The following is a 21,394-nucleotide window of genomic DNA, read 5'->3' as shown; positions in this document are numbered from 1 at the left end:
AGAAGCCCGCTCACTTGAGCGGGCTTTTGTTTGTCCAACACTTTGTGCGCTAAGAACAAATAAAGTCAAAACCAAGTAAAATAGTAAAATACCGCTTATAATTTATTTATATTTAGATACAATTCACCCTCAAACTTACCCTGTGTTTCACGCCAATTATTGAGCGACCACTGTGAATATCGACGTTGTTTATTTGCTAGAACAAAACCCCATCCTCCTCATTTTTGTTGTTTTATCGATTGGTTTAGCCATTGGTAAAATTCGTTTCGGTAGCCTCCAACTGGGTAACTCAATCGGTGTTCTGATTACTTCCCTTGTCATGGGGCATCTTGGCTTTTCCTTTAACGCCGACGGTCTCACTATTGGTTTCATGTTGTTCATCTACTGTGTAGGCATTGAAGCTGGACCAAACTTCTTCGGTATATTTTTCAGAGATGGTAAGCATTACCTAATCCTAAGCCTCGTCGTTCTCTCAACCGCGATAGCCTTAACTTACTTCAGTAGCCATTATCTTGGCCTCGGGTTTGGCTTGTCTGCCGGTATGATGGCTGGTGCCCTTACAGCAACCCCTATCCTAGTAGGCGCACAAGATGCGTTGAACTCAGGCTTGGCGGAAGTTCCGAGGAACATGGATTTAGGACTGGTCATCGAAAACCTGTCTGTCGGTTATGCGATGGCTTATTTGGTTGGCTTAATCAGTATGATTATGTTCGCTCGCCTAATTCCAAAGCTTCAGAAAGTTAACCTGCACGACTCAGCTGAGCAAATCGCTCAGGAACGCGGTCTAGGTGCTTCTGGCCAGCGTAAGGTTTATCTTCCAATCATTCGTGCTTATCGTGTGGGACCAGAGCTTATCTCTTGGACAGACGGTAAGAACCTGCGTGAATTGGGTATCTATCGTCAAACGGGCTGTTACATCGAGCGTATTCGCCGTAATGGTATTCTTGCCCACCCAGATGGTGATGCAATTCTGCAAGAAGGTGATGAAATCGCATTGGTTGGTTTCCCAGATAGCCATGCCCGCCTTGACCCAAGCTTCCGTAACGGTAAAGAGGTTTTCGACCGTAACCTTCTCGATCTACGAATCGTAGAAGAAGAGATCGTCGTTAAAAGTGACAGCATTGCAGGTAAACGTCTGTCAGACCTAAATATGTCTGAATATGGTTGTTTCCTTAACCGTGTAGTAAGAGCTCAAATTGAAATGCCGATGGATTTAAACATCGTGCTTTCTAAAGGTGATGTACTGCAGGTGAGTGGCGAAAAGAGTCGCGTTCACGGCCTAGCAGAGAAAATTGGTTTCATCTCGATCCACAGCCAGATGGCAGACTTGATGGCCTTCTGTAGCTTCTTCATTCTGGGTATTTTGTTTGGTTTGATCACTATGACATTCGGTCAGGTTTCGTTTGGACTAGGTAATGCAGTTGGCCTTCTTCTATCGGGCATCATGCTTGGCTTCTTACGAGCGAACCACCCTACCTTTGGTTACGTACCTCAAGGGGCGTTAAACATGGTCAAAGACCTCGGTTTGATGTTCTTTATGGTCGGTATCGGTCTGAGCGCCGGTGGTAAGATATTTGAGCACTTAACCCAAGTTGGACCACAAGTGATCGGAATTGCACTGGTAGTGAGTGTTCTGCCAGTATTCTTTGCTTACTTGGTTGGTGCTTATGTGCTGAAGATGAACCGAGCTCTGTTGTTTGGTGCGATCATTGGCGCACGAACTTGTGCCCCGGCGATGGACATCGTAAATGACCACGCTCGCTCAACTATCCCTGCTCTGGGTTACGCAGGTACGTACGCGATAGCCAATATATTGATGACCTTAGCAGGTACTTTCATCATCATAATTAGTTAATAGCTGCTGCTTTTAAAGCAGCCAAGCTTAAATATTTCAAATGCACTAATTCATCTTTGGGTTAGTGCATTTTTATTGGAAACAGCGTGGCTTCCTTGATTTTTGTCTAGCCCACTATTCGCTTATAGCTGATTCGCAATTTCGACTGTATGACGAATAATGCTAGTCCCTTTGCCAACATTACCATGCCCAGGAACAACAAGTTCTGCTTGAGGGTATTTAGCTAACACTTTTTGTGCCGACCGACTCCATTTATTGATGTCCGCATCACCCACCCAACCAATAGTATTCACTTCATTCGCTCTCATAAGACAGCCACCAACTAGAACCTTCTCCTTCGGCATCCAAACTACAACATTATCTTGGGAGTGCCCGGCCCCCGGATAGAAAACCTCAATTTTATTTTCCAACAATACGAAGCTATTGCCCGAGAACTCATGGTTCGTCGGCTCTTTGTTGTCATGTTTCAATAAACGATTAGTTAAACCAGAAGCGTAAGTTTCGAAATTGTGTTGTTGAAGGTACTCTAAGCCACCCGTTTGATCTTCATGAAAATGAGAAAAAACTGTCTTCTTTAACGTGAGTCCCTTGCTTTCGATCCACTCCATTAATTGAGGCATGTTAGATGCATTCCATGGTGTATCAATTAGATAGACATCCTTCCCATCGATATATATCAACGAGTTTGCATCGAGCACTACAGGAGTGCCCGGAGTCTGCAAATTGACAAACTCACGATATGATTTAACTAAAAATACATTGTGCTTAATTTCTTCAAATTGAAGAGGCTTAATCGACTTTTCATCGGCAACACTGCTAAAAGCAATAACAGCGTTTAACAACGCCAAAGTAATTTTGTACATAAGTTACATCTCATTTTAAATCTATTAAGAACATACCGCGTATTCTTCTTAAAGCATGTCACATGAATGCAAAGAATCACTTTGTACTATCAATAAAAATATCTATCAATTTTAAGAAAAAAAAATAGGCGCTCACTGAGCGCCTATTTCATTTTGATTCGATTGTTTGAATTAGATGTCAGCTACATCAAATTCAACAGCTGGGTTAACGTCAGCTTCGTAATCAACACCTTCAACACCGAAACCGAACAGCTTCAAGAACTCTTCTTTGTACTCTACGTAGTCAGTCAGTTCTTTTAGGTTTTCAGTTGTGATTTGAGGCCATAGGTTACGACAATGCTCTTGAATGTCGTCACGAAGTTCTAGGTCGTCTAGACGTAGACGGTTCACTTCATCCACTTCTGCTGCGCTGCCATCTTCTTTGTATAGACGCTGGCTGAACATACGGAAGATCTGTTCCATACAACCTTCGTGAATACCTTCTTCACGCATCTTCTTGAACACCATCGCGATGTAAAGAGGCATAACAGGAATCGCAGAACTTGCTTGAGTCACAACAGACTTAAGAACAGCAACGTTTGCAGTACCGCCAGTTTGACCTAGTTTTTCGTTTAGCGCTGACGCTGCACGATCTAGATCCATCTTAGCTTTACCTAGCGCGCCATCCCAGTAGATTGGCCACGTTAGTTCTGTACCGATGTAGCTGTAAGCAACAGTCTTACAACCGTCAGCTAGAACACCCGCTTCAGAAAGTGCGTTGATCCAAAGTTCCCAATCTTCACCGCCCATTACAGTAACAGTGTCTTTGATCTCTTCTTCAGTAGCAGGCTCAACGCTTGCTTCGATGATCGCATCTTTGTTTGTATCTACAGCTGTCGATGTGTACGTTTCGCCGATAGGCTTAAGAGCTGAACGAATTACTTCGCCAGTCTCTGGCATTTTACGCACTGGAGACGCCAGTGAGTACACAACCATATCGATTTGGCCTAGATCTTCTTTGATCAGGTCAATTGTTTTCTGTTTTGCTTCGTTAGAGAAAGCATCGCCGTTAAGGCTTTTTGAATACAGGCCTTCTTCTTTAGCTAGCTTGTCGAACGCTGCTGAGTTGTAAAAACCAGCTGTGCCAGTTTTTTTCTCAGTACCGGCTTTCTCGAAGAAAACACCGATAGTAGAAGCGCCGCCACCAAATGCTGCCGCAATACGTGAAGACAAGCCGTAGCCACTTGAAGAGCCAACAACTAGTACACGTTTAGGTGCGTTTGCGATTGGGCCTTGAGCTTTTGTGTAAGCAATTTGTTCTTTTACATTAGCTTCACAACCGACTGGATGTGTTGTAGTACAGATGAATCCGCGAATTCGAGGTTTGATGATCATATTCAACTTCCTTAAAAAATCAGGTTAAGGATAAGAGTTTCGTGCGCAAATGGCATCTAATTTCTGTAAAAATGTGGTGAAAATGCAAGTGGTTGGAGCACTCAACTGATATTTGCCGACTAAGTCACCATTTGTTAACACATCTATCGCGACTTCTACGACAAAAACAAAAAAGGCACCTTATTAGGTGCCTTTAATCATTTCTTTATCTAAGCAACGCTATTTAGCTTAGGTTTTAACTCTTTTCGCGTCAAAGTTTCACTAAAGTCATGACTGAAGTGGTCAACTTGAATCGCTGTGTAACGAAGTTTATCAGCAGCAACAATTTGGTCGACTTCTTCTTGCGTCAGAACATCTGCAGCAAGTGCTTGAGCCAGTTTATCTGCCAGCAAGCCTTTACGAGCCACTTTACCTTCTTTCACTGCTTTGAAGATCTTACGCTCTAGTGGCTTGATGCTGTACATCGCATTGAAAGCGTTCTCCATAAGGCCGACACTATCATCTTCCTCTTTACCGATGTAACAAAGGTGAGTCAGACGTTCACGATGTGCCCCCGGAGTCATCAAGCTTTCTGCTAGTTGAACTGTTAGGTTATCACTTGGTTTTTCGAAGTGGTTACCAACAGGGAAGACTAACCCTTTAAGCACTTTCCCAACCATCTTGTTCGGGAAGTTTCTGTACGCTTCTTGTAGCGACTTAGCTGCATTGTGGAAACAGTGTTGAACCGCGTAGTGTACATAGTCTAGGTCAGCTTGTTGACGACCTTCATCTTCATACTTTTTAAGTGCAGCAGAAGCCATGTATAGGTAACTTAGACCATCACCCAAACGTGCAGAGATAAGCTCTTTACGTTTCAGTTCGCCACCTAGCGTCAGCATTGCGAAATCCGCACTGACTGCAAGTGCACGGCTCAAACGAGTCAGATCTTGGTAGTACGGCTTAGTTGGGCCACTCATGTCGGCTTTAATGAACTTAGAGCCAGTTAGTGCCGCACCAAAAGCACCGAACGTGTTTTTAGTCGCGTGTGAGATGTGCTTGAACAACAAGCTATCAAAGTCTTTTGCACCTTGCTTCTCATCTGGGTTCGCTGCCGCTTCCATTTCGCTCAATACGTATGGGTGACAACGTGTCGCACCTTGACCGAAGATCATCAGGTTACGAGTTAGGATGTTCGCACCTTCTACTGTAATAGCAACTGGAATACCTAGGTAAGGCGCAGCCAAGTAGTTCATTGGGCCATCTTGAATTGCACGACCTGAATGGATGTCCATTGAATCATTCAGAATGGTACGTGCCATCTCTGTCATGTGATACTTCGCGATAGCCGTTACGATACCCGGCTTCTCTTTCATATCGAGTGAAGTGGTTGTCAGTGTACGAGTTGCTTCTAATAGATACGTTAAGCCACCAATACGGCCTAAGCTCTCGGCAACACCTTCAAATTTACCAATCGACATACCGAACTGCTTACGAACATAAGCGTATGCGCCAGTCGTTTTTGCAGTTAGGTGGCCCATCGCAGTGCCAAGTGCTGGTAATGAGATACCACGACCTGCAGACAGACATTCCACCAGCATACGCCAGCCTTTACCTGCGTAATCTGCACCACCGATTAGCCATTCCATTGGGATAAATACATCATGACCGCGTGTTGGACCATTCATAAACGCAAGACCAAGTGGATCATGACGCTCACCAATTACAACACCTTCGTGGTCAGCTGGGATTAGTGCACACGTGATACCAATGTCTTCTTTGTCACCAAGTAACTTTTCTGGATCGTGAAGTTTGAAAGCCAGACCAAGTACAGTCGCCACTGGTGCTAGCGTAATGTAGCGCTTGTTCCAGTTAAGCTTGATGCCTAGTGTCTCTTTACCTTCGTGCATGCCCATACACACTGTACCGACATCAGGGATACCACCCGCATCAGAGCCGGCTTCAGGGCCTGTTAATGCGAAACATGGGATATCGGTACCGTCAGCAAGACGTGGTAGCCAGTAGTCTTTTTGATCTTGAGTACCGTAGTGAGACAACAGCTCACCTGGACCAAGAGAGTTTGGAACCATTACCGAAACCGCAGTACTGATACTACGAGTTGCAATCTTAGTTACGATGGTAGAGTTGGCGTGTGCTGAAAATTCACGACCACCGTACCCTTTCGCAATAATTAGCGAAAAGAAACGCTCTTTGCGTAAGAAGTTCCATACTTCTTCAGGAAGGTCTCGGTCTTCTTTCACAATTTTATGGTCATCAAGCATAGCGAGCAAAGTTTCAAGTTCATTATCCATGAACGATTGCTCTTCTGCTGTCAGCTGAGGTTTTGGGTACTGGTGAAGCTTAGTGAAATCTGGTTTACCAGAAAACAGCTCTCCGTCCCACCACACGCTACCCGCTTCCATCGCTTCTTTCTCGGTGCTAGATAGTGGTGGTAGTACTTTTTTAAAGAGTTTAAAAGCTGGGTCACTTACCCATTTTTGTCTTAGAGAGCTCATAGTTCAGATCCTTTTGTTCACTATATTGTTTGTGAATATTTTGCTTTTTATTGTTTTATTCTTTTGCTGACATGCCAGCGGCCAAATATGGAATGAGAATATCGACCACTGCCTTTGCATCTATCTTTCTGTCATAGTCATTCTCTGCAATTTCTATCAGAGCCTGGCTAGATGCCATGGTGAAGACACAAGTCCCTAGGGTGAAGTGCAATCGCCAAAATAACTGTTCTTGAGTGAGGTTCGGGTTGGCTTTCATCACTGAGCTGGTAAATAGAGTCAGTACTTCGCTGTAGCGAGTTGTAATGAACCAACGCAAGTGACCTTGCACATCCGTATAACCTCGACCGATGAGTAACATAAATCGACTCGTACCATTTGGCCTTACATCATTCAGTGCTCTTAGCGGCTGTCTTAAAGACTCAAACACATCACTCATAGAATACGTTTCGTTCAAGTTTAAGTTCACTAAAGCGTCTTGCAGTGCAGGCATAAATGCTTCTAAGTATCGATTGAGTACCGCACGAACCAGAGTCTTCTTATCGCCAAAGTGGTAGTTCACTGAAGCTAAGTTGACATTCGCTTTACTCGTAATCGTGCGTAAAGAGGTGTCATTAAAACCGTGCTCAGCAAATAAGCCTTCAGCCACATCTAAGATTTTGTCTTTGGTTGTACTTCTTGGTGCCATTTCAATCACTCGTATTAAACAACTGTTTGAAATATACGCCTAGTACATTTATTTAACAAGCAAGCAACATCACATTTTCACAAATTGGTCGTACCAGTTAATCGCTTTATTCACTAACCGATTGAATCGATGCATGTTTACAAAAAAAGGAAAAATTAATGAATTTTCTTGGAACTGAAATAGAAATGGAGGGTCATAAATTAAGTAGAAAACAGAGTATTTAGAAGTTTAACAGGCCGTCAAACTTGTCTCTCCCCTGCTTTCTTAATTACTGCATTTTCCTTATTAACTCCTATACTTGTATCCGCCCAAACCGTGTTGGTTTGGGCTTTTTTTTACCTATGATTCAGCAACTTTTCTTCGGCTACTCCTGAACAAAAAAAAAGCCCCCGAAACCGAGGGCTTTCATTACGTTAAGCCATAGAGCACTTCACGATACCGACTAGGCTGCATCGTTTTTGATAAGTTCTCCTAAAATCGCGAGATCACTACCAAGATCAACCGAAGCGCCTACTTCCGTAGCAATCCCTTCTACCACGATCGTTTGGACGTCGCCTCCGCCATTGATTGGAATAGACAAAGCGATGTCTTCACCATCGACTGAGACTTCAATCATATCAAGCAACTCTGCCATTTGAGTTTCGTCTTGTGGGTCTTCAATTAAATCATTGAGGTCAATTAAATCACCAGAACCGTTAGTATAAAGCTCAAAGTCCTTAATGATATCTGTCCCGTTATCGAGCGCGGAGTCTAACCAAGTAAAAATGTTGTCATCACTATCACCAATGAGTAGGTCATTGCCAGAACCAGCAAATAGAGGCTCGTTGCTTGCAGCACTGATCACGTTATATTGTTGCGGCTCTTCAATATCAACAGTGACCGTTTCTACACTACTTTCAGCTCCATTTGAATCGACTGCAACATAATCAAACTGCGGGTCATCTGTGACAGCTTCATTACCTTGCACGTAACGCAGCTCCCAGTTACCACCCGAAGAAGAAAGTTCCATTCCAACGATCGGATTACTTGGCGAAGAATAGCTGAATTCGTAAAGAATCTGATCATGACCAGTATCACCTTCATCTTTTTGATACTGCTCGGTTTGGGTTGTACCGTCAGCAAATATGTAAAGTACCTCTACATACACACTGCTATTGGTATTGAACGATCCACCCATACCATCGAGACCAAATTGGACGACTTCAAGTGGATTGTTGGTGAAATCGATGACCAAGGTTTCTTGCATGTTCATACCCTGACCATCACTATCACCAATACCATAGCCCACATGAGGTTGTTCGCCTTGATACTGTTGCAGCGGCTTGTCGTTATTGTCTTCGACAGAGATAGTTATGGTATTACCATTAGCTAGGGTGATCAGCCTTTCGGTTGGTGATACTGCAACACCCCAGTTATAGAAACCATCAACGAGGTCAGGCATATCTTCTGGATCACCACTAAAGCCCATTTCAAACATTTCTCCAGGCCCGGCAACGAAACTGATATTGTTTGGAACAAACAACACACCGTTATCGACATCAGACTGAACTATTTCTCTCGTAATGCCATTTTCATCTTTATACAAAAGACTGCCGCTGGTTGGCAAACTCTCAATCCGGATGTTAAGTGGAATATCGTCATGGTCGTCCTCTAGATCTGAGATGTAGTCAGGCATGCCGCCATCTTCAGAATCGAAGAGAATTGGTATAATCGCATCCTCATCATTGATGACCGTAAAGCTGGTCGCTTCCGGTGCATCGTTGACACCATTGATTGTGATCTCAACAACATGCTCAACACCATCAATTGCGGTTACCACATATCTTTCAATAACCGTGTCATCATCATTCAAGTATTGAACCGCATCGTTATCAACGACATAACTCCACGCCCCTTCAGGGGTAATAGTTAGCACCCCCAATGCAAGTGCATAAGTAGACCCAATAGGGGTAAACACACCATTAGGTTTAAAGGCGGGCATGTCACTCGTGTCGACATCAGTAATCGTTAAAGTGCCTGATGCTGAAAGTTCGTTGGTATCAGGATCAACATCGACATCTTCCGTTACCTCTCCCACGTCTGAGTCACCTTCACCAACGGTGATCTCAGATGGATCATCAGCTCCGTTAATAGTGATCGTCACTTCACTTGTGGTTCCGTCAATAGCAGTAACGGTATATACCTCAGTAACAAATTCATCGTCATCAAGATATTGCACATCGTCATTGTCGACAGCGTACGTCCATTCGCCATCATCGGTAACAGTCAACATGCCCAAAGCGGTTTCATTGGTCGAGCCTTCTGGATTAAACGTTCCGTTGGGTTCAAAAGCCGCAACATCACTGGCGTCAACATCAGTGATCGTCAACGTTCCTGATGTCATCAAGTCATTGCTTTCAGGATCAACATCGACATCTTCCGTCACCTCACCCATGTCTGAGTCACCCTCTCCAACGGTAATCTCAGACGGATCATCGGCACCGTTGATGGTGATGGTCACTTCACTTGTGGTTCCATCAATCGCATTGACTGTATACACCTCGGTGACAAACTCATCGTCATCGAGATATTGCACATCATCGTTATCGACAACGTACGTCCATTCGCCATCATCGGTTATGGTCAACATACCTAACGCGGTATCATTGGTTGAGCCATCTGGATTAAACGTTCCGTTGGGTTCAAAAGCAGCAACATCATTGGCGTCAACATCGGTGATCGTCAGTGTCCCCGATGTCATCAAGTCATTGCTTTCCGGATCGACATCCACATCTTCCGTCACCTCACCCATGTCAGAGTCACCCTCTCCGACGGTAATTTCGGATGGATCATCGGCACCGTTAATGGTGATGGTCACTTCACTTGTGGTTCCGTCAATCGCAGTAACGGTATACACCTCAGTGACAAACTCATCGTCATCTAAATACTGAACATCATCATTGTTAACAACGTAAGTCCAAGAACCATCGTCTGTTATGGTCAACACACCCAACGCGGTATCATTGGTAGAACCTTCTGGATTAAACGTGCCGTCCGGTTCGAAAGCTGCAACATCATTGTCGTCGACATCGGTAATGGTTAAAGTACCTGACGTCGTTAAGTTGTTGCTCTCTTGGTCAACATCGACATCCTCAGTCACTTCACCCGTATCTGAATCACCTTCGCCAACGGTTATGTCAGATGGGTCATCGGCACCGTTAATGGTAATGGTCACTTCGCTTGTTGTGCCGTCATCTGCCGTCACCGTATAAACCTCAGTAACGAATTCATCGTCGTCTAAGTACTGAACATCATCGTTGTTAACGACGTAAGTCCAAGCACCATCAGGGTCGATGCTCAATACGCCTAGCTGTGATTCGTTTGTTGAACCTACGAGGTTAAACTCACCATCAGCAGAAAAGGTAGGAGTGTCGCTGTCTACATCTGTAATCACGATCTGACCAGATGTCACTAATTGATTGGTGATTTCATCTACATCAATGTCCTCAGTCACACTGCCTGTGTCATCAGTGGCTACAGCCGCATCATCAGTACCAATTATCGTTACTGTGATAACTTGTTCACCTCCATCGGAGGTTTGTACTGTCGTCGTGTCTTGAATTTGCTCGCCATCCGCAAGCTCATCATAAGGGCTGTTGGCCACGAAGGTCCAAGTACCATCTTCGTTTACAACAAAGGTACCTAACCCATTATCCCCTTCCACGTCTTTAGCAATAAAGACGACATCCGGCTCCTCTATTGTTAGGGTACCCCCAGTTTCAATAGGCTCATCCTGCTCAAACTCGATAACGTTGGTTTCACCTGAAATAAGCGCAAAAGCGATGATGTCAAAAAGAGCAATACTTTGAGTCTCCGATAGTCCTTGAGACTCAAATCCGTCAGTTTCAAAGTTCGTGGCAGCTTGAGTTTCAGCTCCAGTACGCTCAATTCTACCGCTGTTGGTTAAACTTGAGCCTTGCTCACCAGCTGCAGTATCGAACTCCTCTCCTAGTTCCGTTGGATCAAACCCTTCTTCAATAGCACGCTGAACTTGAGCGATTGCATCATCAGTATCTAGAACATTTTGTTGACCCAGGTTATCTACAAACCGTGCAGAAACACTTGGCACACTGTCTTCACTAGTATCAAAACTGATAATCACGTCGCTAGCAGCTGGTTGTTCGCCCGGAGACAAACGTCTAACTTGGCCTTGAGCATCGAGCACTACACTCCCGCTAGCAAGGCCTAGTATATTTAGGTTGATATTTCCCATATCCATATTCCCACTTCTACCCAGAACACACCAAACGCGGATCCAATCCCACTCTGCGCTGTGGCTATTTCCTACAATAAATTTAGTAGTGGCACTATTGATAATCAACTCATTAAAAGCATGTAAATATGGCATTTTTTAAATTAGTCAATAGCAATAGCGACTTACATTCAAAAAAAAACCTACAAACTTCGCATTTTTTTGCAAATGTCCTAAGCTTCGTTTAATACCCTTCTCTCAATTCAGCGATAAACGTAGGTTGGGAAACGGATGAGACATTGAAAGTAGAAGGAGAGCTACTTTGAAATTGTTTAAATTATCCATCTTATGCTGCTTAGTTGCTGCAACACCACTCGCCGCTCAGACTCTGGAACAGTCTGTTGCTATTACCTTGGCAACGAATCCAGAGATAAAAAGCATCTTTAACGAATATGTGAGCGTGAAAAAACGTAATGATGCCTCTGGAGGCGCATACAAGCCCAGTATCGACTTAGATGCTGGTATTGGTTACGAAGGTATAAACCCAGCAGAAAGTAATGGTAGTCCAGATACCGATTTAACAAGAAAGGAAGCGACGATTTCCCTCACTCAATTGCTGTGGGATGGTTCCGCGACTCTGTACGATATTGATCGTACAGCCGCAGAAGCTGAGTCGGTTCGCTTGCAATTGATAGCTGATGCCGAAGACAAAGCTCTGGAGGTGACACAAATTTATCTAGACGCAGTGAAAGCCACTGAAGTGCTGGCACTGTCAGAAAGTAACCTATCAATACACAAGAAAATCTATAAAGACATTAAGAAACGAGCTAATTCCGGTATAGGTTCGACAGCGGATGTATCACAAGTAGAAGCTAGGATTGCAAAAGCTCATGGTAACTTATTGGCCGCACAGAATAATTTGATAGATACACACACACAATTTAGACGAGTGGTTGGTCAAGAACCACTAGGCCTAATTTACCCAAGAGCCGATATTTCGAGGATTCCTTTGTCGCTAACGGACGCCATTGTTGATGCCTTGGACAAACACCCAGTGATAAAAATCGCAGCGGCTGATGTCGATGCAGCGCATTTTCAATACAAACAATCGAAGGGCGTGAACTACCCTACATTCTCTATTGAAGCATCTCAGTCATGGCGTGACGATGCGGGAGGCGATGAAGGCTCAAGCCAAGAAACACTCGCAATGCTAAGAATGCGATATAACTTGTACAACGGCGGAACAGACAGCGCTAATTCCGAAGCAGCTGCTTACCAATTGAATAAAGCAAAAGATCTGAGAGATCGAGCTTACCGCCAAGTTGAAGAAGGCCTTCGTCTTTCATGGAGTGCCTTAGATTTAACACTGCAACAAAAGAACTTTCTATCCGATCATGTTGATTCCGCCTCAGAAACCGTTATCGCATATGAAAAACAATACCGAATAGGTAAACGTACTCTGCTTGACTTACTCAACACTGAGAACGAACTATTTGAAGCTCGTAAAGATTATCTAGATGCGCATTACTCTGAGCAGTACGCTAAGTACCGTGTAATGAACGCAACCGGTTCTTTATTGAACGCTCTACTGGTCGACATACCAGAAGAGTGGACAACGGCCGTGGAGTATTAATGATGAAAATAACGTACTTATTACTATCCACATTAACGTTCACGTTGTGCGCATGCACTAGTCAACAAGAAGAGCCTTACATCGACTTGCCTGAGGCTGAGCAGATTTCTGACCTTCAGGATGATGATAGAGATGGCGTCGTAAACGCGCGTGACATTTGCCCTGGCACACCAGAAGCCTCACAAGTCGACAATGACGGATGTGGGGAAACCATTCGAGCAGAAGAAGTCAGACAGCTAAAAATTCTGTTTGCTCATGACTCGTACGAAGTTAACCCAATATTCTCGGATCAAATCAGCACCATGGCTGAGTTCTTGGAAACTTACAAAAGTGCATCGATTGAAATTCAAGGTTACGCGAGTAAGGTGGGGTCCAACGAATACAACTTAGACCTATCAAAAAAACGAGCGAACAATGTTCAAGACGAGCTGCTCTCAAACGGCATAGCGCCAAGCCGAGTTAGAATTGTCGGCTATGGTGAAGAACGTTTAGAAAGTGATGGTGATGACCCTACTTCACATGCGTTAAACCGTAAAGTAACGGCAACTGTAGTCGGTCTAAGCGAACAAATCGTCGAGGAATGGACGATCTTTACTACACTAGAGAAATAGCGTGACATTGTCACGGTAGTTCTTATAACGTAAACGTTGGACGGAGGTAGGAGATAGCTGACTACCAGAACAATTCTCAAAGAATACTGATAAGATTTGGTGTAAGAACGCAAGATCAATAAAGCCGTGATAGGGTTACCCATCACGGCTTTTTGTTCTTTGTCATCACATGAGTCTCAGTAGTAACTCATGTGATCAATTCTTGTTGTTCATTAGATGGGCTGGCTTTATTTAAGCGAGCCCGTTACTGATTACAGTTTCACTTCTTGCTGCTTACTCTTCGGTAAAGAAATACTTAATAGGAAGTAACCCAGTATTGCTGCTGTCGTAGAGCCCATCAAGATACCTAGTCGAGCGAACGTATCGAATTCTGCGTTCGTTGGACCAAATGCCAGTGAAGAGATAAAGATAGACATTGTAAAGCCGATACCACACAACACAGAGACTGCGAAGATGTTCATGAAGTTCACGCCTTCAGGAAGCTTAGCTATACCCATTTTCACTGCGCCCCAGCTGAATAAGAATATACCCAGTGGCTTACCAACCAGTAGACCCATCGCGATACCCAAAGGTAGCATTCCGGTTAGACTTGATAGAGAAATACCTTCCAATGATATACCTGCGTTTGCAAATGCAAAGATTGGCAGGATAGCAAAAGCAACGTACGGGTGTAATGCATGCTCTAGGTGTTTGAGAGGAGAACGCTCCCCTTTGTTACCCTTAAGTGGAATAGCAAAACCAATCACTACACCAGCCAATGTTGCGTGAACACCAGATTTCAATACTGCGAACCACAGAATTGCACCGACGATCAAATAAACACTCAGCTTAGTCATATGTTTAGCATTCATCATAAACAGGACACCTGTTGCGATAAAGCCAACCGTTAGAGCAAGCGTTGAAAGATCACCTGAGTAGAACAATGCGATGATAACAACAACACCAAGGTCATCGATAATTGCTAGAGCCAGTAGGAACACTTTCAAGCTAACTGGTACACGATTACCAAGTAGCGCCATAATACCCAATGCGAATGCGATATCTGTTGCTGCTGGAATAGCCCAGCCTTGTAATGCTTCTGGGTTACCAGAGTTGAATAGCACGTAAATAAGTGCAGGAGCTAGCATACCGCCCACAGCTGCGATAGCTGGGAAGATTGCTGTCTCTTTAGATTTTAATGCGCCTTCTAAAAGTTCACGCTTAACTTCTAAGCCGATTAGAAGGAAGAAGACAGCCATGAAGCCATCATTAATCCAATGAGATACAGACATACCAAGAACGTAGCTGTGTAGAACGCCTTGATACATTTCGTTCAGTGGTGAGTTTGCTACAAACATTGCGATCGCCGCAGCGATGACTAGTATGATGCCGCCAGCAGATTCCATTTTAAAGAAGTCACGGATGACGTCGGTCATGATTTCGCCCTTATATTTATTATTTAAATAAACGAATAACAAAGAATAACAAAGAATAACCACGAGTGTATAGACAAGCCCAATCGATAGATAATCACTTCTTTGGATGTTTAACTTCGGTTTTTCCTACAAATACTAAACAATACGTCGTATATTCCATAATGTTTTTACGTATTATAAAATAAGTATAGATGAGAACCCTAAAGCTGTATGCAGATTTAATTCAAGTATGGAGGGTGCTACGGATATAAAAAAGGCTATCAAATGATAGCCTTAGGTGTATCTAGTAACCGGTGAGTTGCATGAAGCCTGTCGCTTCATGACTGCCACTTGCCATTATCGGCCCTTCCCAGTATGGAATCACAAATGGAAGCCACATATCTCGGCGTTTGATGCGGGTAGTGAGGTTGATATCGTGCCCAGGGACGTTAATTATCCACTGAAGAGGCATTCTTCGCCCATTAAGCAACGTTGTATTCTGCAAAGGCTTGATAGATATGTCGGATTCAGTCAGCTGAAAAACCTTGCCGGAACGAGTCGCGAGAGTTCCAAACACATAAGGCATCTGTTGATTATGGCGGTAACGATTAACGCTTAATGCTGTGCCGTCATCTAAGTTAAAGACAAACCAATCCCACCCTTGTTGACCCACACCAACTAAGCCACTTCCCCACTCTTTCTGAACCCATGCTGTTCCTTCAACTTCCTTAGCAACGCCATCGAGTTGCAATGTACCAGTCAAAGATAAGAAAGGAGCACTGAAATTGTAAGAAGCAACAGGCAATAAATCGTGTTTTTTCTGATAGCCATTGTCGCCATTGAGCACATAAGGCCCTTTCGCAACCGTATCTAACTCAAGGCCAAACGTATCCGTATTCACTTGAAGTCGTCCCGGAAACGGCGTGTTACCTAACGCTCGCCAATTCCAGTTATCAATCCAGATTCTAAAGGGGCTGTTCGTCATTCCCGCCTGACCAATACCGCCACGCGCTAAACGCTGCTCTTTCCACACTTTAGAGTCAGAAGAAATGACGACATTTGAAATATAGATTTGTGGGCTTTGCCACCCTCGCGTTTCACGTTCATCCGTGGCGATACGGAAAAAGCTCCACTGCACCGAATACTTCTTTCCATCACTCCCTTTTAAAGAAGCGAAGTAATGCCACCATTCATGTTGAAATTCAGGGTGGAACTGGAAATCACGTGGTAGAGAAACGCTTCTGTCAGGTAATACAGGCTCGAACACATTAAAGTGCTCACTCACTAATACAGAATTAACCTCGTTAATGCCCTTATCACCTACGTCAACAAAATAGGAATAATAAGCCCACACGCCTAAGAGTGCGCCGAAGAAGCTGATTAGTAGAATAGAAGAGACAAAACGATGTCTTAGTTTTTTTGAGCCATTGCGTTGAAACATAATTAAAGCGCATCCCTCAATGACTTCATCGGCGTATTTCGGATCATTCTCATCACTGGTAAAGCACCAGCGAGCATTAATGCTGCCATCGCCCACGCAAAAGTCACTAAGTAATCCCATGGAATCACTTGTAACTCGAGTGACCACCCAAAAGACTGCTTAATAACGATATCAACGATCAAACTTGCTAACGCTAAACCTAATGGCACCGCAATCAAAGATGAAATAAGCCCGAACACAAACAACTGTAAGCTTCCGGTAAATATCAGCTCTTTGGCTGAGACCCCTAAACAGCGTTGAAGTGAAATATGTCTTTGGCGAGAGACTTCACCCGCGACGGTCGCGAAGAAGATACCAAATACAGCAATCACTAAGGTAATGTTACCCAGCGTATCAGCAATAGCGAAGGTTCTATCGAAGACCCGCATCGCTTGGCTGTGAATATTGTTGTTATCAAAGATACGTTCAGACCCGAGCCTAAACACACTTTCCAAACGACTGCGTAAACCAATGGCATTCACGTCGTCTTTTAATATAACGCCTAATCCAACATTGCCCCGGCCTGCAAACCCATACAGCCAATTGCGATGCGACATCATGACCTGATGATATGGATTACCATAATCATAATACACGCCGACAACCTGCCAACCCGAGCCAAGACTGTCTTGCAGATCAATATAATCGCCGGGACGAATACCCAACTTGAGAGACATTGATTCACTGATCAACACCCCTTTCGAGTGATGTAAATGGTACCAATAGTTTGGAATGCCTAGTTTGATGGTCAGCGCTTCTAGCTCGCCTTCTGAAGGTCCAGTACTGACCACTTGAATGCTACCCTTAGCAGAAGAGACATCTTTTTCCCAACGCCACCACACTGAATCAACTTCAGGCTGTTCTGACAACCAGTTACTCATGCGAGCAGCCGCGTTGTTAGTCGGATAGATATAAAGGTCTGCGGCCAAACGTTGTGTTAGCCATTTATCGGTGGTATCTCTAAAGCTACCGACCATAGTTTCAACGCCAATATTCGCTGATAACGCCAGCATAAAGGCCATGGTTGCTACGCCACGGTAGCTCATACTGGATGCTGCATCAGCGAAGAACCAACGAGCACGAACCCAGCGTAATGAATAAGACAAGCTATTGAACAGCTTCCACATCAGGAACGGCGTAAACAGAGCCACACTCACGAGCATAAGCGCGATGATGGCAAAGCCAGATTCTTGTGTTTGTGGCGCTTGATAGACGGCTACAGCAGCAACCAAGAAGCCACAACCAATCAATGCCTGCCAAGTAAATTCCGTACCCGCAAAGCGCATCAAAGATAAGCGTGATGACAAACGAATAGGTTGCGATTTAAGTAAGCGAACCAACGGCCAAGCGCAAGCTAGGAAGGCACCCAATAATGCCATCATTAAGCTATAACCGCTCCAGCGCCAATTCCAATTGATGGTTAAACCCACATTGGCATCGTAAAGGTCGCCTAAACTTGAAGACACGGCAGGTAACAGTTGGTTGGCAAGCATGACACCAAAGATGTTGCCGCACACCCAGCTCACTAGCACTAAGATTAAGAGCTCTAAACATAGAGCTTTAGCCAGTTGCCAACCTGACACGCCGGTCTGCCTTAGTATTCCTACCAATGGTTGACGTTGAATAAATGACAATGACATCGCTTGATAGAAGATAAACAAGCCCACGACAAACGACAGCATGCCCATCGCCGTTAGATTTAAGTGGAAAGCACTGGTTAGAGATTCCAATTCAGCTTTTGAACTACGAGAAATCGTCAGTCCATTAGGCAACATATTCTTAAGACGTTCTAACTTCTCTGGAGGCATATCTGAACAAGCAATAACAGACAGTCCAGCGCTACGTTTCAACATTCTTAGTAGCGAGATATCTGCGATCAGTCGTGTGCCGTTAATAAGGTTGTTTTGATCAACAACAACAGGCCCAAGTTCAGAGCCGTCCAGAAGAGGAATATAGTCACCATTATTCCATTCCATATGTTCAGCAAGATCATCGCTGACAAGGATTGGGTAAGGTGGCTTCATTAGGTTTAATGTTGTGAGATCTTTTAGCGCAACGCCCGGATGCAACTGAAGCATAGACACAGGGTCCAAGCCAATAAGCATGAAGTTTGCGCCATTTTCATCAGTGATACGATGGTGATCAAAAGGAGAACACTGTTGAAAGCCTTCACGGCGTAGCTGGATATAAAAACCTTGAGGGATCTTATTGGCGTTGTGCTTGGGACGAATACGATATGGAAGAGGATTCGAAAACAGCTTTTCGCCGTGAGCATAGCTCTGCTTAGCGTGCTGATTGATTGCAGTAACACCAACCAGTAATGATACGCCGAGGGTTAAACCAAGCCATACCAAAATAATCTGAAGTGGGTAACGTCGATAATGACCGAGTAGTGCTTTAACTACGGGCCATAACATGAAGTTGCCCTCCCTGTAGACGAATACGTCCATCCATATGCTGCGCCACTTTTTCACTGTGAGTAACAAGCAACAGAGTACATTCCAGCTCACGAGCTAAAGACGTCAGCAAACGCATTACTGCTTCAGCATTACGCTCATCTAAACTACCTGTCGGCTCATCGGCTAATAGGATTTTAGGTTCCATGTACAAAGCACGAGCAATGGCCGCACGCTGTTGTTGGCCACCAGAAGCTTCTTCAGGGTAGCGTCCAAGCAAAGGCATAAGGTCTAAAGCCGAAAGGATTTGTCGCCAAAGCCCTTTATCTTCAGGTAAGCCTTTTAATTGACGGCAAAAGCGAATGTTGTCGGCAATATTAAGCGTTGGTAACAAGTTGAATTGCTGGAAGATATGGCCAATATTGTTTCGACGATAGGCAGTACGATTGCGTTCTGTCGAATCGTGCATATTGAAGTTTGGGAAAGCGATTTCGCCTGAGTCTGCTAGGTCTAGACCCGCAATAAGATTCAGTAATGTACTTTTACCAGAACCGCTTTCTCCCATTAATGCCAGCTGGTCACCTTGGTTTAATGTTAATTCAGCACCTTGCAAAACAGGGTGAAATTCTCCCCCGTCGACATAGCCTTTACATAGGTCTGACAGCTTTAACATTAAACAGCTCACATTAGTTAGAATTTGGAAGGAGAATCTACACTAATTCCCTGTTAGGAGGAAGTATTTTGAAAGATAGATCACATGCCAACAATAAAGTGATGCGATTGGTGCGCCCTACTTCAACTTCCTATTAAGTTTTTAATCCATTTTCTTGTTTTCATACGATAAAGTGACCCACCCCACTTAAGCACTTCTTCAGTGAGGAAAAGCAGATATACCCACTCAGGTGGAAACTTAAGGTAGATAGCGGCAATCGCAGCTAACGGAATACCGATCACCCACTGAGCAATCACGTCTTGATAGAGGCAGAACTTCACATCACCGCCCGCTCTCAATACACCAACAATGACCGTCAGCGGTACCGAGCGAATAACAATACCCACGCTGAGAATCAGAATGAACTTCTCTGAAAGCGCTCGGGTTTCTTCTGTCAAAGCGCTAAAGGCATTAAGTATTGGCGTTTGTACGAAGTAGAGGAAAATTGCCACGACAATACTGGTCAAGAAACACAAAATCGTTAAACCTAGTGCTTGATAGTAAACGGCTTCATTGTTTTTCGCGCCAAGTTGGTTCCCCACCAGAACCGCTGCCGCATTCGAAAGGCCAATCAACAAACTCAATGAGATAGACTCTACCGGCGTCATCACTGAAAGTGCAGCCAGACCTTGAACGCCCGATTGCCCCATGATCGCGTGGTAAGCAAACAAGCCACCAGCCCACGCTAAAAAGTTAAATGTCGTCGGAAGCGATAACTTTAAGAAGCGAACCACTTTTTCGATCGAAGCTGCCGCTTTTATATCGCAGAGCTTGAAAGCCAAGAGGTGCTTTGAACAATAAAGATAGCCAAACAAAGTCGCCACTTCGATTGCACCACTCAACACCGTTGCAATCGCTGCGCCTTTGATTCCTAGAGCAGGAAAGCCCAAGTTACCAAAAATCAAAACCCAGTTTAAAAACACATTCGATAGAATTCCGATACCACTAAAGAACGTGCTCAAACCCGGCTTGTGCATCGCCCTTAAGCCAACGGCCATACTGCTGACGCAAGACACGGCTAACATGCTAAACGACGTAATCACGATGTAGTCAACACCAAGGCTGATGACTTCTTGTGAGTCGGTCGTCACACCCATGATTTGGCTTGGAAATGATACAAAGAATACAATAGTCAGCAACGCAAACAGTGTTGATACCAACCAAGTTAACGCCGTACTTTCTCTGACGCCTTGCTTGTTGCCTGCTCCCCAATATTGCGCTGTCAATAACGCACCACCAGTGGTCACGCCCACCAACATAATGGTCGTGACAAACATGGCTCTACTCGCCACACCCACCGCTGCAATATCAGCTTCACCCAGTTGGCCTAACATCAGCACATCCACAAGGCCTCGACTTGAGAACATAATGCTCTGCAAGGTGATAGGCAAAGCAATCGCAATAAGCCTACGAACAAAATCACCTCGAGTGTGATGGATAATTGAAGAGAGCAACATACAGAGAGACCTAAACGGAACGTATTGATGAATAAAGATAAATATCGCGCTATTATATCAATGTTCGGTTTTTAACCATACATAAATAACTTTGTGAACATGAATTCCCGCATAGCATCCTAATTTTCGCATCATTCACTTGTTCAAATGCCCAAACTAGATTAGCTGGACGACGGTGACATGCTCTTATTCCTTATCACTCTATTACCTT

The 21,394-nt window shown here is 44.2% G+C and carries 13 protein-coding genes; 3 read left to right on the top strand and 10 right to left on the bottom strand.

Annotation, left to right across the window (positions count from 1 at the left end; genetic code table 11):
* The first annotated feature begins 172 nt into the window (after positions 1-172).
* Positions 173-1,855, top strand: a complete 1,683-nt coding sequence (locus IHV80_RS06130; protein WP_192890428.1) for an aspartate:alanine antiporter — start codon at positions 173-175, stop codon at positions 1,853-1,855.
* 122 nt (positions 1,856-1,977) lie between these two features.
* Here IHV80_RS06130 and blaALI read toward each other — a convergent pair whose 3' ends face one another.
* From blaALI to IHV80_RS06105, 5 genes are all read right to left on the bottom strand, one after another.
* Complete coding sequence (gene blaALI, locus IHV80_RS06125; protein WP_192890427.1) at positions 1,978-2,718, bottom strand: ALI family subclass B1 metallo-beta-lactamase; 741 nt, start codon at positions 2,716-2,718, stop codon at positions 1,978-1,980.
* A gap of 171 nt (positions 2,719-2,889) precedes the next feature.
* On the bottom strand, positions 2,890-4,092 hold the full coding sequence (gene fabV, locus IHV80_RS06120) for an enoyl-ACP reductase FabV (RefSeq protein ID WP_029223635.1): 1,203 nt from the start codon (positions 4,090-4,092) through the stop codon (positions 2,890-2,892).
* Between the two features lie 209 nt (positions 4,093-4,301).
* The gene (locus IHV80_RS06115; RefSeq protein ID WP_004734682.1) at positions 4,302-6,584 is read right to left on the bottom strand and encodes an acyl-CoA dehydrogenase; all 2,283 of its coding nucleotides are present in this window, start codon (positions 6,582-6,584) and stop codon (positions 4,302-4,304) included.
* A gap of 55 nt (positions 6,585-6,639) precedes the next feature.
* Positions 6,640-7,269: a TetR/AcrR family transcriptional regulator gene (locus tag IHV80_RS06110; RefSeq protein ID WP_029222856.1), complete on the bottom strand. Its 630-nt coding sequence runs from the start codon at positions 7,267-7,269 to the stop codon at positions 6,640-6,642.
* 442 nt (positions 7,270-7,711) lie between these two features.
* Positions 7,712-11,521, bottom strand: a complete 3,810-nt coding sequence (locus IHV80_RS06105) for a VCBS domain-containing protein (RefSeq protein WP_192890426.1) — start codon at positions 11,519-11,521, stop codon at positions 7,712-7,714.
* A 301-nt stretch (positions 11,522-11,822) separates the two neighbouring features.
* Here IHV80_RS06105 and IHV80_RS06100 point away from each other — a divergent pair, with 301 nt between their 5' ends.
* Both IHV80_RS06100 and IHV80_RS06095 read left to right on the top strand, forming a co-directional pair.
* Entirely contained in the window at positions 11,823-13,133 is a 1,311-nt protein-coding gene (locus IHV80_RS06100) for a TolC family outer membrane protein (RefSeq protein WP_192890425.1), read from the top strand.
* Positions 13,133-13,744 carry an OmpA family protein gene (locus IHV80_RS06095; protein WP_192890424.1) on the top strand — a complete coding sequence of 204 codons (612 nt, stop codon included), beginning with the start codon at positions 13,133-13,135 and terminating at the stop codon, positions 13,742-13,744. Before IHV80_RS06100 ends, IHV80_RS06095 begins: the two co-directional genes overlap by 1 nt.
* 251 nt (positions 13,745-13,995) lie before the next feature.
* Here the strand turns inward: IHV80_RS06095 and nhaA are convergent, their stop codons facing one another.
* The 5 genes from nhaA to IHV80_RS06070 form a co-directional block, all read right to left on the bottom strand.
* Positions 13,996-15,159: a Na+/H+ antiporter NhaA gene (gene nhaA / locus IHV80_RS06090; RefSeq protein ID WP_192890423.1), complete on the bottom strand. Its 1,164-nt coding sequence runs from the start codon at positions 15,157-15,159 to the stop codon at positions 13,996-13,998.
* A 283-nt stretch (positions 15,160-15,442) separates the two neighbouring features.
* The gene (locus IHV80_RS06085) at positions 15,443-16,579 is read right to left on the bottom strand and encodes a lipocalin-like domain-containing protein (RefSeq protein ID WP_192890422.1); all 1,137 of its coding nucleotides are present in this window, start codon (positions 16,577-16,579) and stop codon (positions 15,443-15,445) included.
* A gap of 2 nt (positions 16,580-16,581) precedes the next feature.
* The gene (locus IHV80_RS06080) at positions 16,582-19,035 is read right to left on the bottom strand and encodes an ABC transporter permease (RefSeq protein WP_192890421.1); all 2,454 of its coding nucleotides are present in this window, start codon (positions 19,033-19,035) and stop codon (positions 16,582-16,584) included.
* A complete protein-coding gene (locus IHV80_RS06075) occupies positions 19,016-19,687 on the bottom strand; it encodes an ABC transporter ATP-binding protein (RefSeq protein ID WP_017108235.1) in 672 nt (223 codons plus the stop codon). Before IHV80_RS06075 ends, IHV80_RS06080 begins: the two co-directional genes overlap by 20 nt.
* Before the next feature lie 122 nt (positions 19,688-19,809).
* Entirely contained in the window at positions 19,810-21,183 is a 1,374-nt protein-coding gene (locus tag IHV80_RS06070; RefSeq protein WP_192890420.1) for an MATE family efflux transporter, read from the bottom strand.
* Between the last annotated feature and the right edge of the window lie 211 nt (positions 21,184-21,394).

The organism is Vibrio bathopelagicus (assembly GCF_014879975.1).
In the GTDB taxonomy this organism is placed as follows: Bacteria; Pseudomonadota; Gammaproteobacteria; order Enterobacterales; family Vibrionaceae; genus Vibrio; species Vibrio bathopelagicus.
This window is presented reverse-complemented; position numbering and strand designations above follow the sequence as displayed.

Excerpts from the sequence above, each read along its gene's own strand:
- IHV80_RS06105 (WP_192890426.1), bottom strand. The coding sequence starts at position 11,521 with ATGGGAAATATCAACCTAAATATACTAGGCCTTGCTAGCGGGAGTGTA.
- IHV80_RS06095 (WP_192890424.1), top strand. The coding sequence starts at position 13,133 with ATGATGAAAATAACGTACTTATTACTATCCACATTAACGTTCACGTTG.
- IHV80_RS06085 (WP_192890422.1), bottom strand. The coding sequence starts at position 16,579 with ATGTTTCAACGCAATGGCTCAAAAAAACTAAGACATCGTTTTGTCTCT.
- IHV80_RS06070 (WP_192890420.1), bottom strand. The coding sequence starts at position 21,183 with ATGTTGCTCTCTTCAATTATCCATCACACTCGAGGTGATTTTGTTCGT.
- IHV80_RS06115 (WP_004734682.1), bottom strand. The coding sequence starts at position 6,584 with ATGAGCTCTCTAAGACAAAAATGGGTAAGTGACCCAGCTTTTAAACTC.
- blaALI (WP_192890427.1), bottom strand. The coding sequence starts at position 2,718 with ATGTACAAAATTACTTTGGCGTTGTTAAACGCTGTTATTGCTTTTAGC.
- IHV80_RS06080 (WP_192890421.1), bottom strand. The coding sequence starts at position 19,035 with ATGTTATGGCCCGTAGTTAAAGCACTACTCGGTCATTATCGACGTTAC.
- IHV80_RS06110 (WP_029222856.1), bottom strand. The coding sequence starts at position 7,269 with ATGGCACCAAGAAGTACAACCAAAGACAAAATCTTAGATGTGGCTGAA.
- IHV80_RS06075 (WP_017108235.1), bottom strand. The coding sequence starts at position 19,687 with ATGTTAAAGCTGTCAGACCTATGTAAAGGCTATGTCGACGGGGGAGAA.
- nhaA (WP_192890423.1), bottom strand. The coding sequence starts at position 15,159 with ATGACCGACGTCATCCGTGACTTCTTTAAAATGGAATCTGCTGGCGGC.
- fabV (WP_029223635.1), bottom strand. The coding sequence starts at position 4,092 with ATGATCATCAAACCTCGAATTCGCGGATTCATCTGTACTACAACACAT.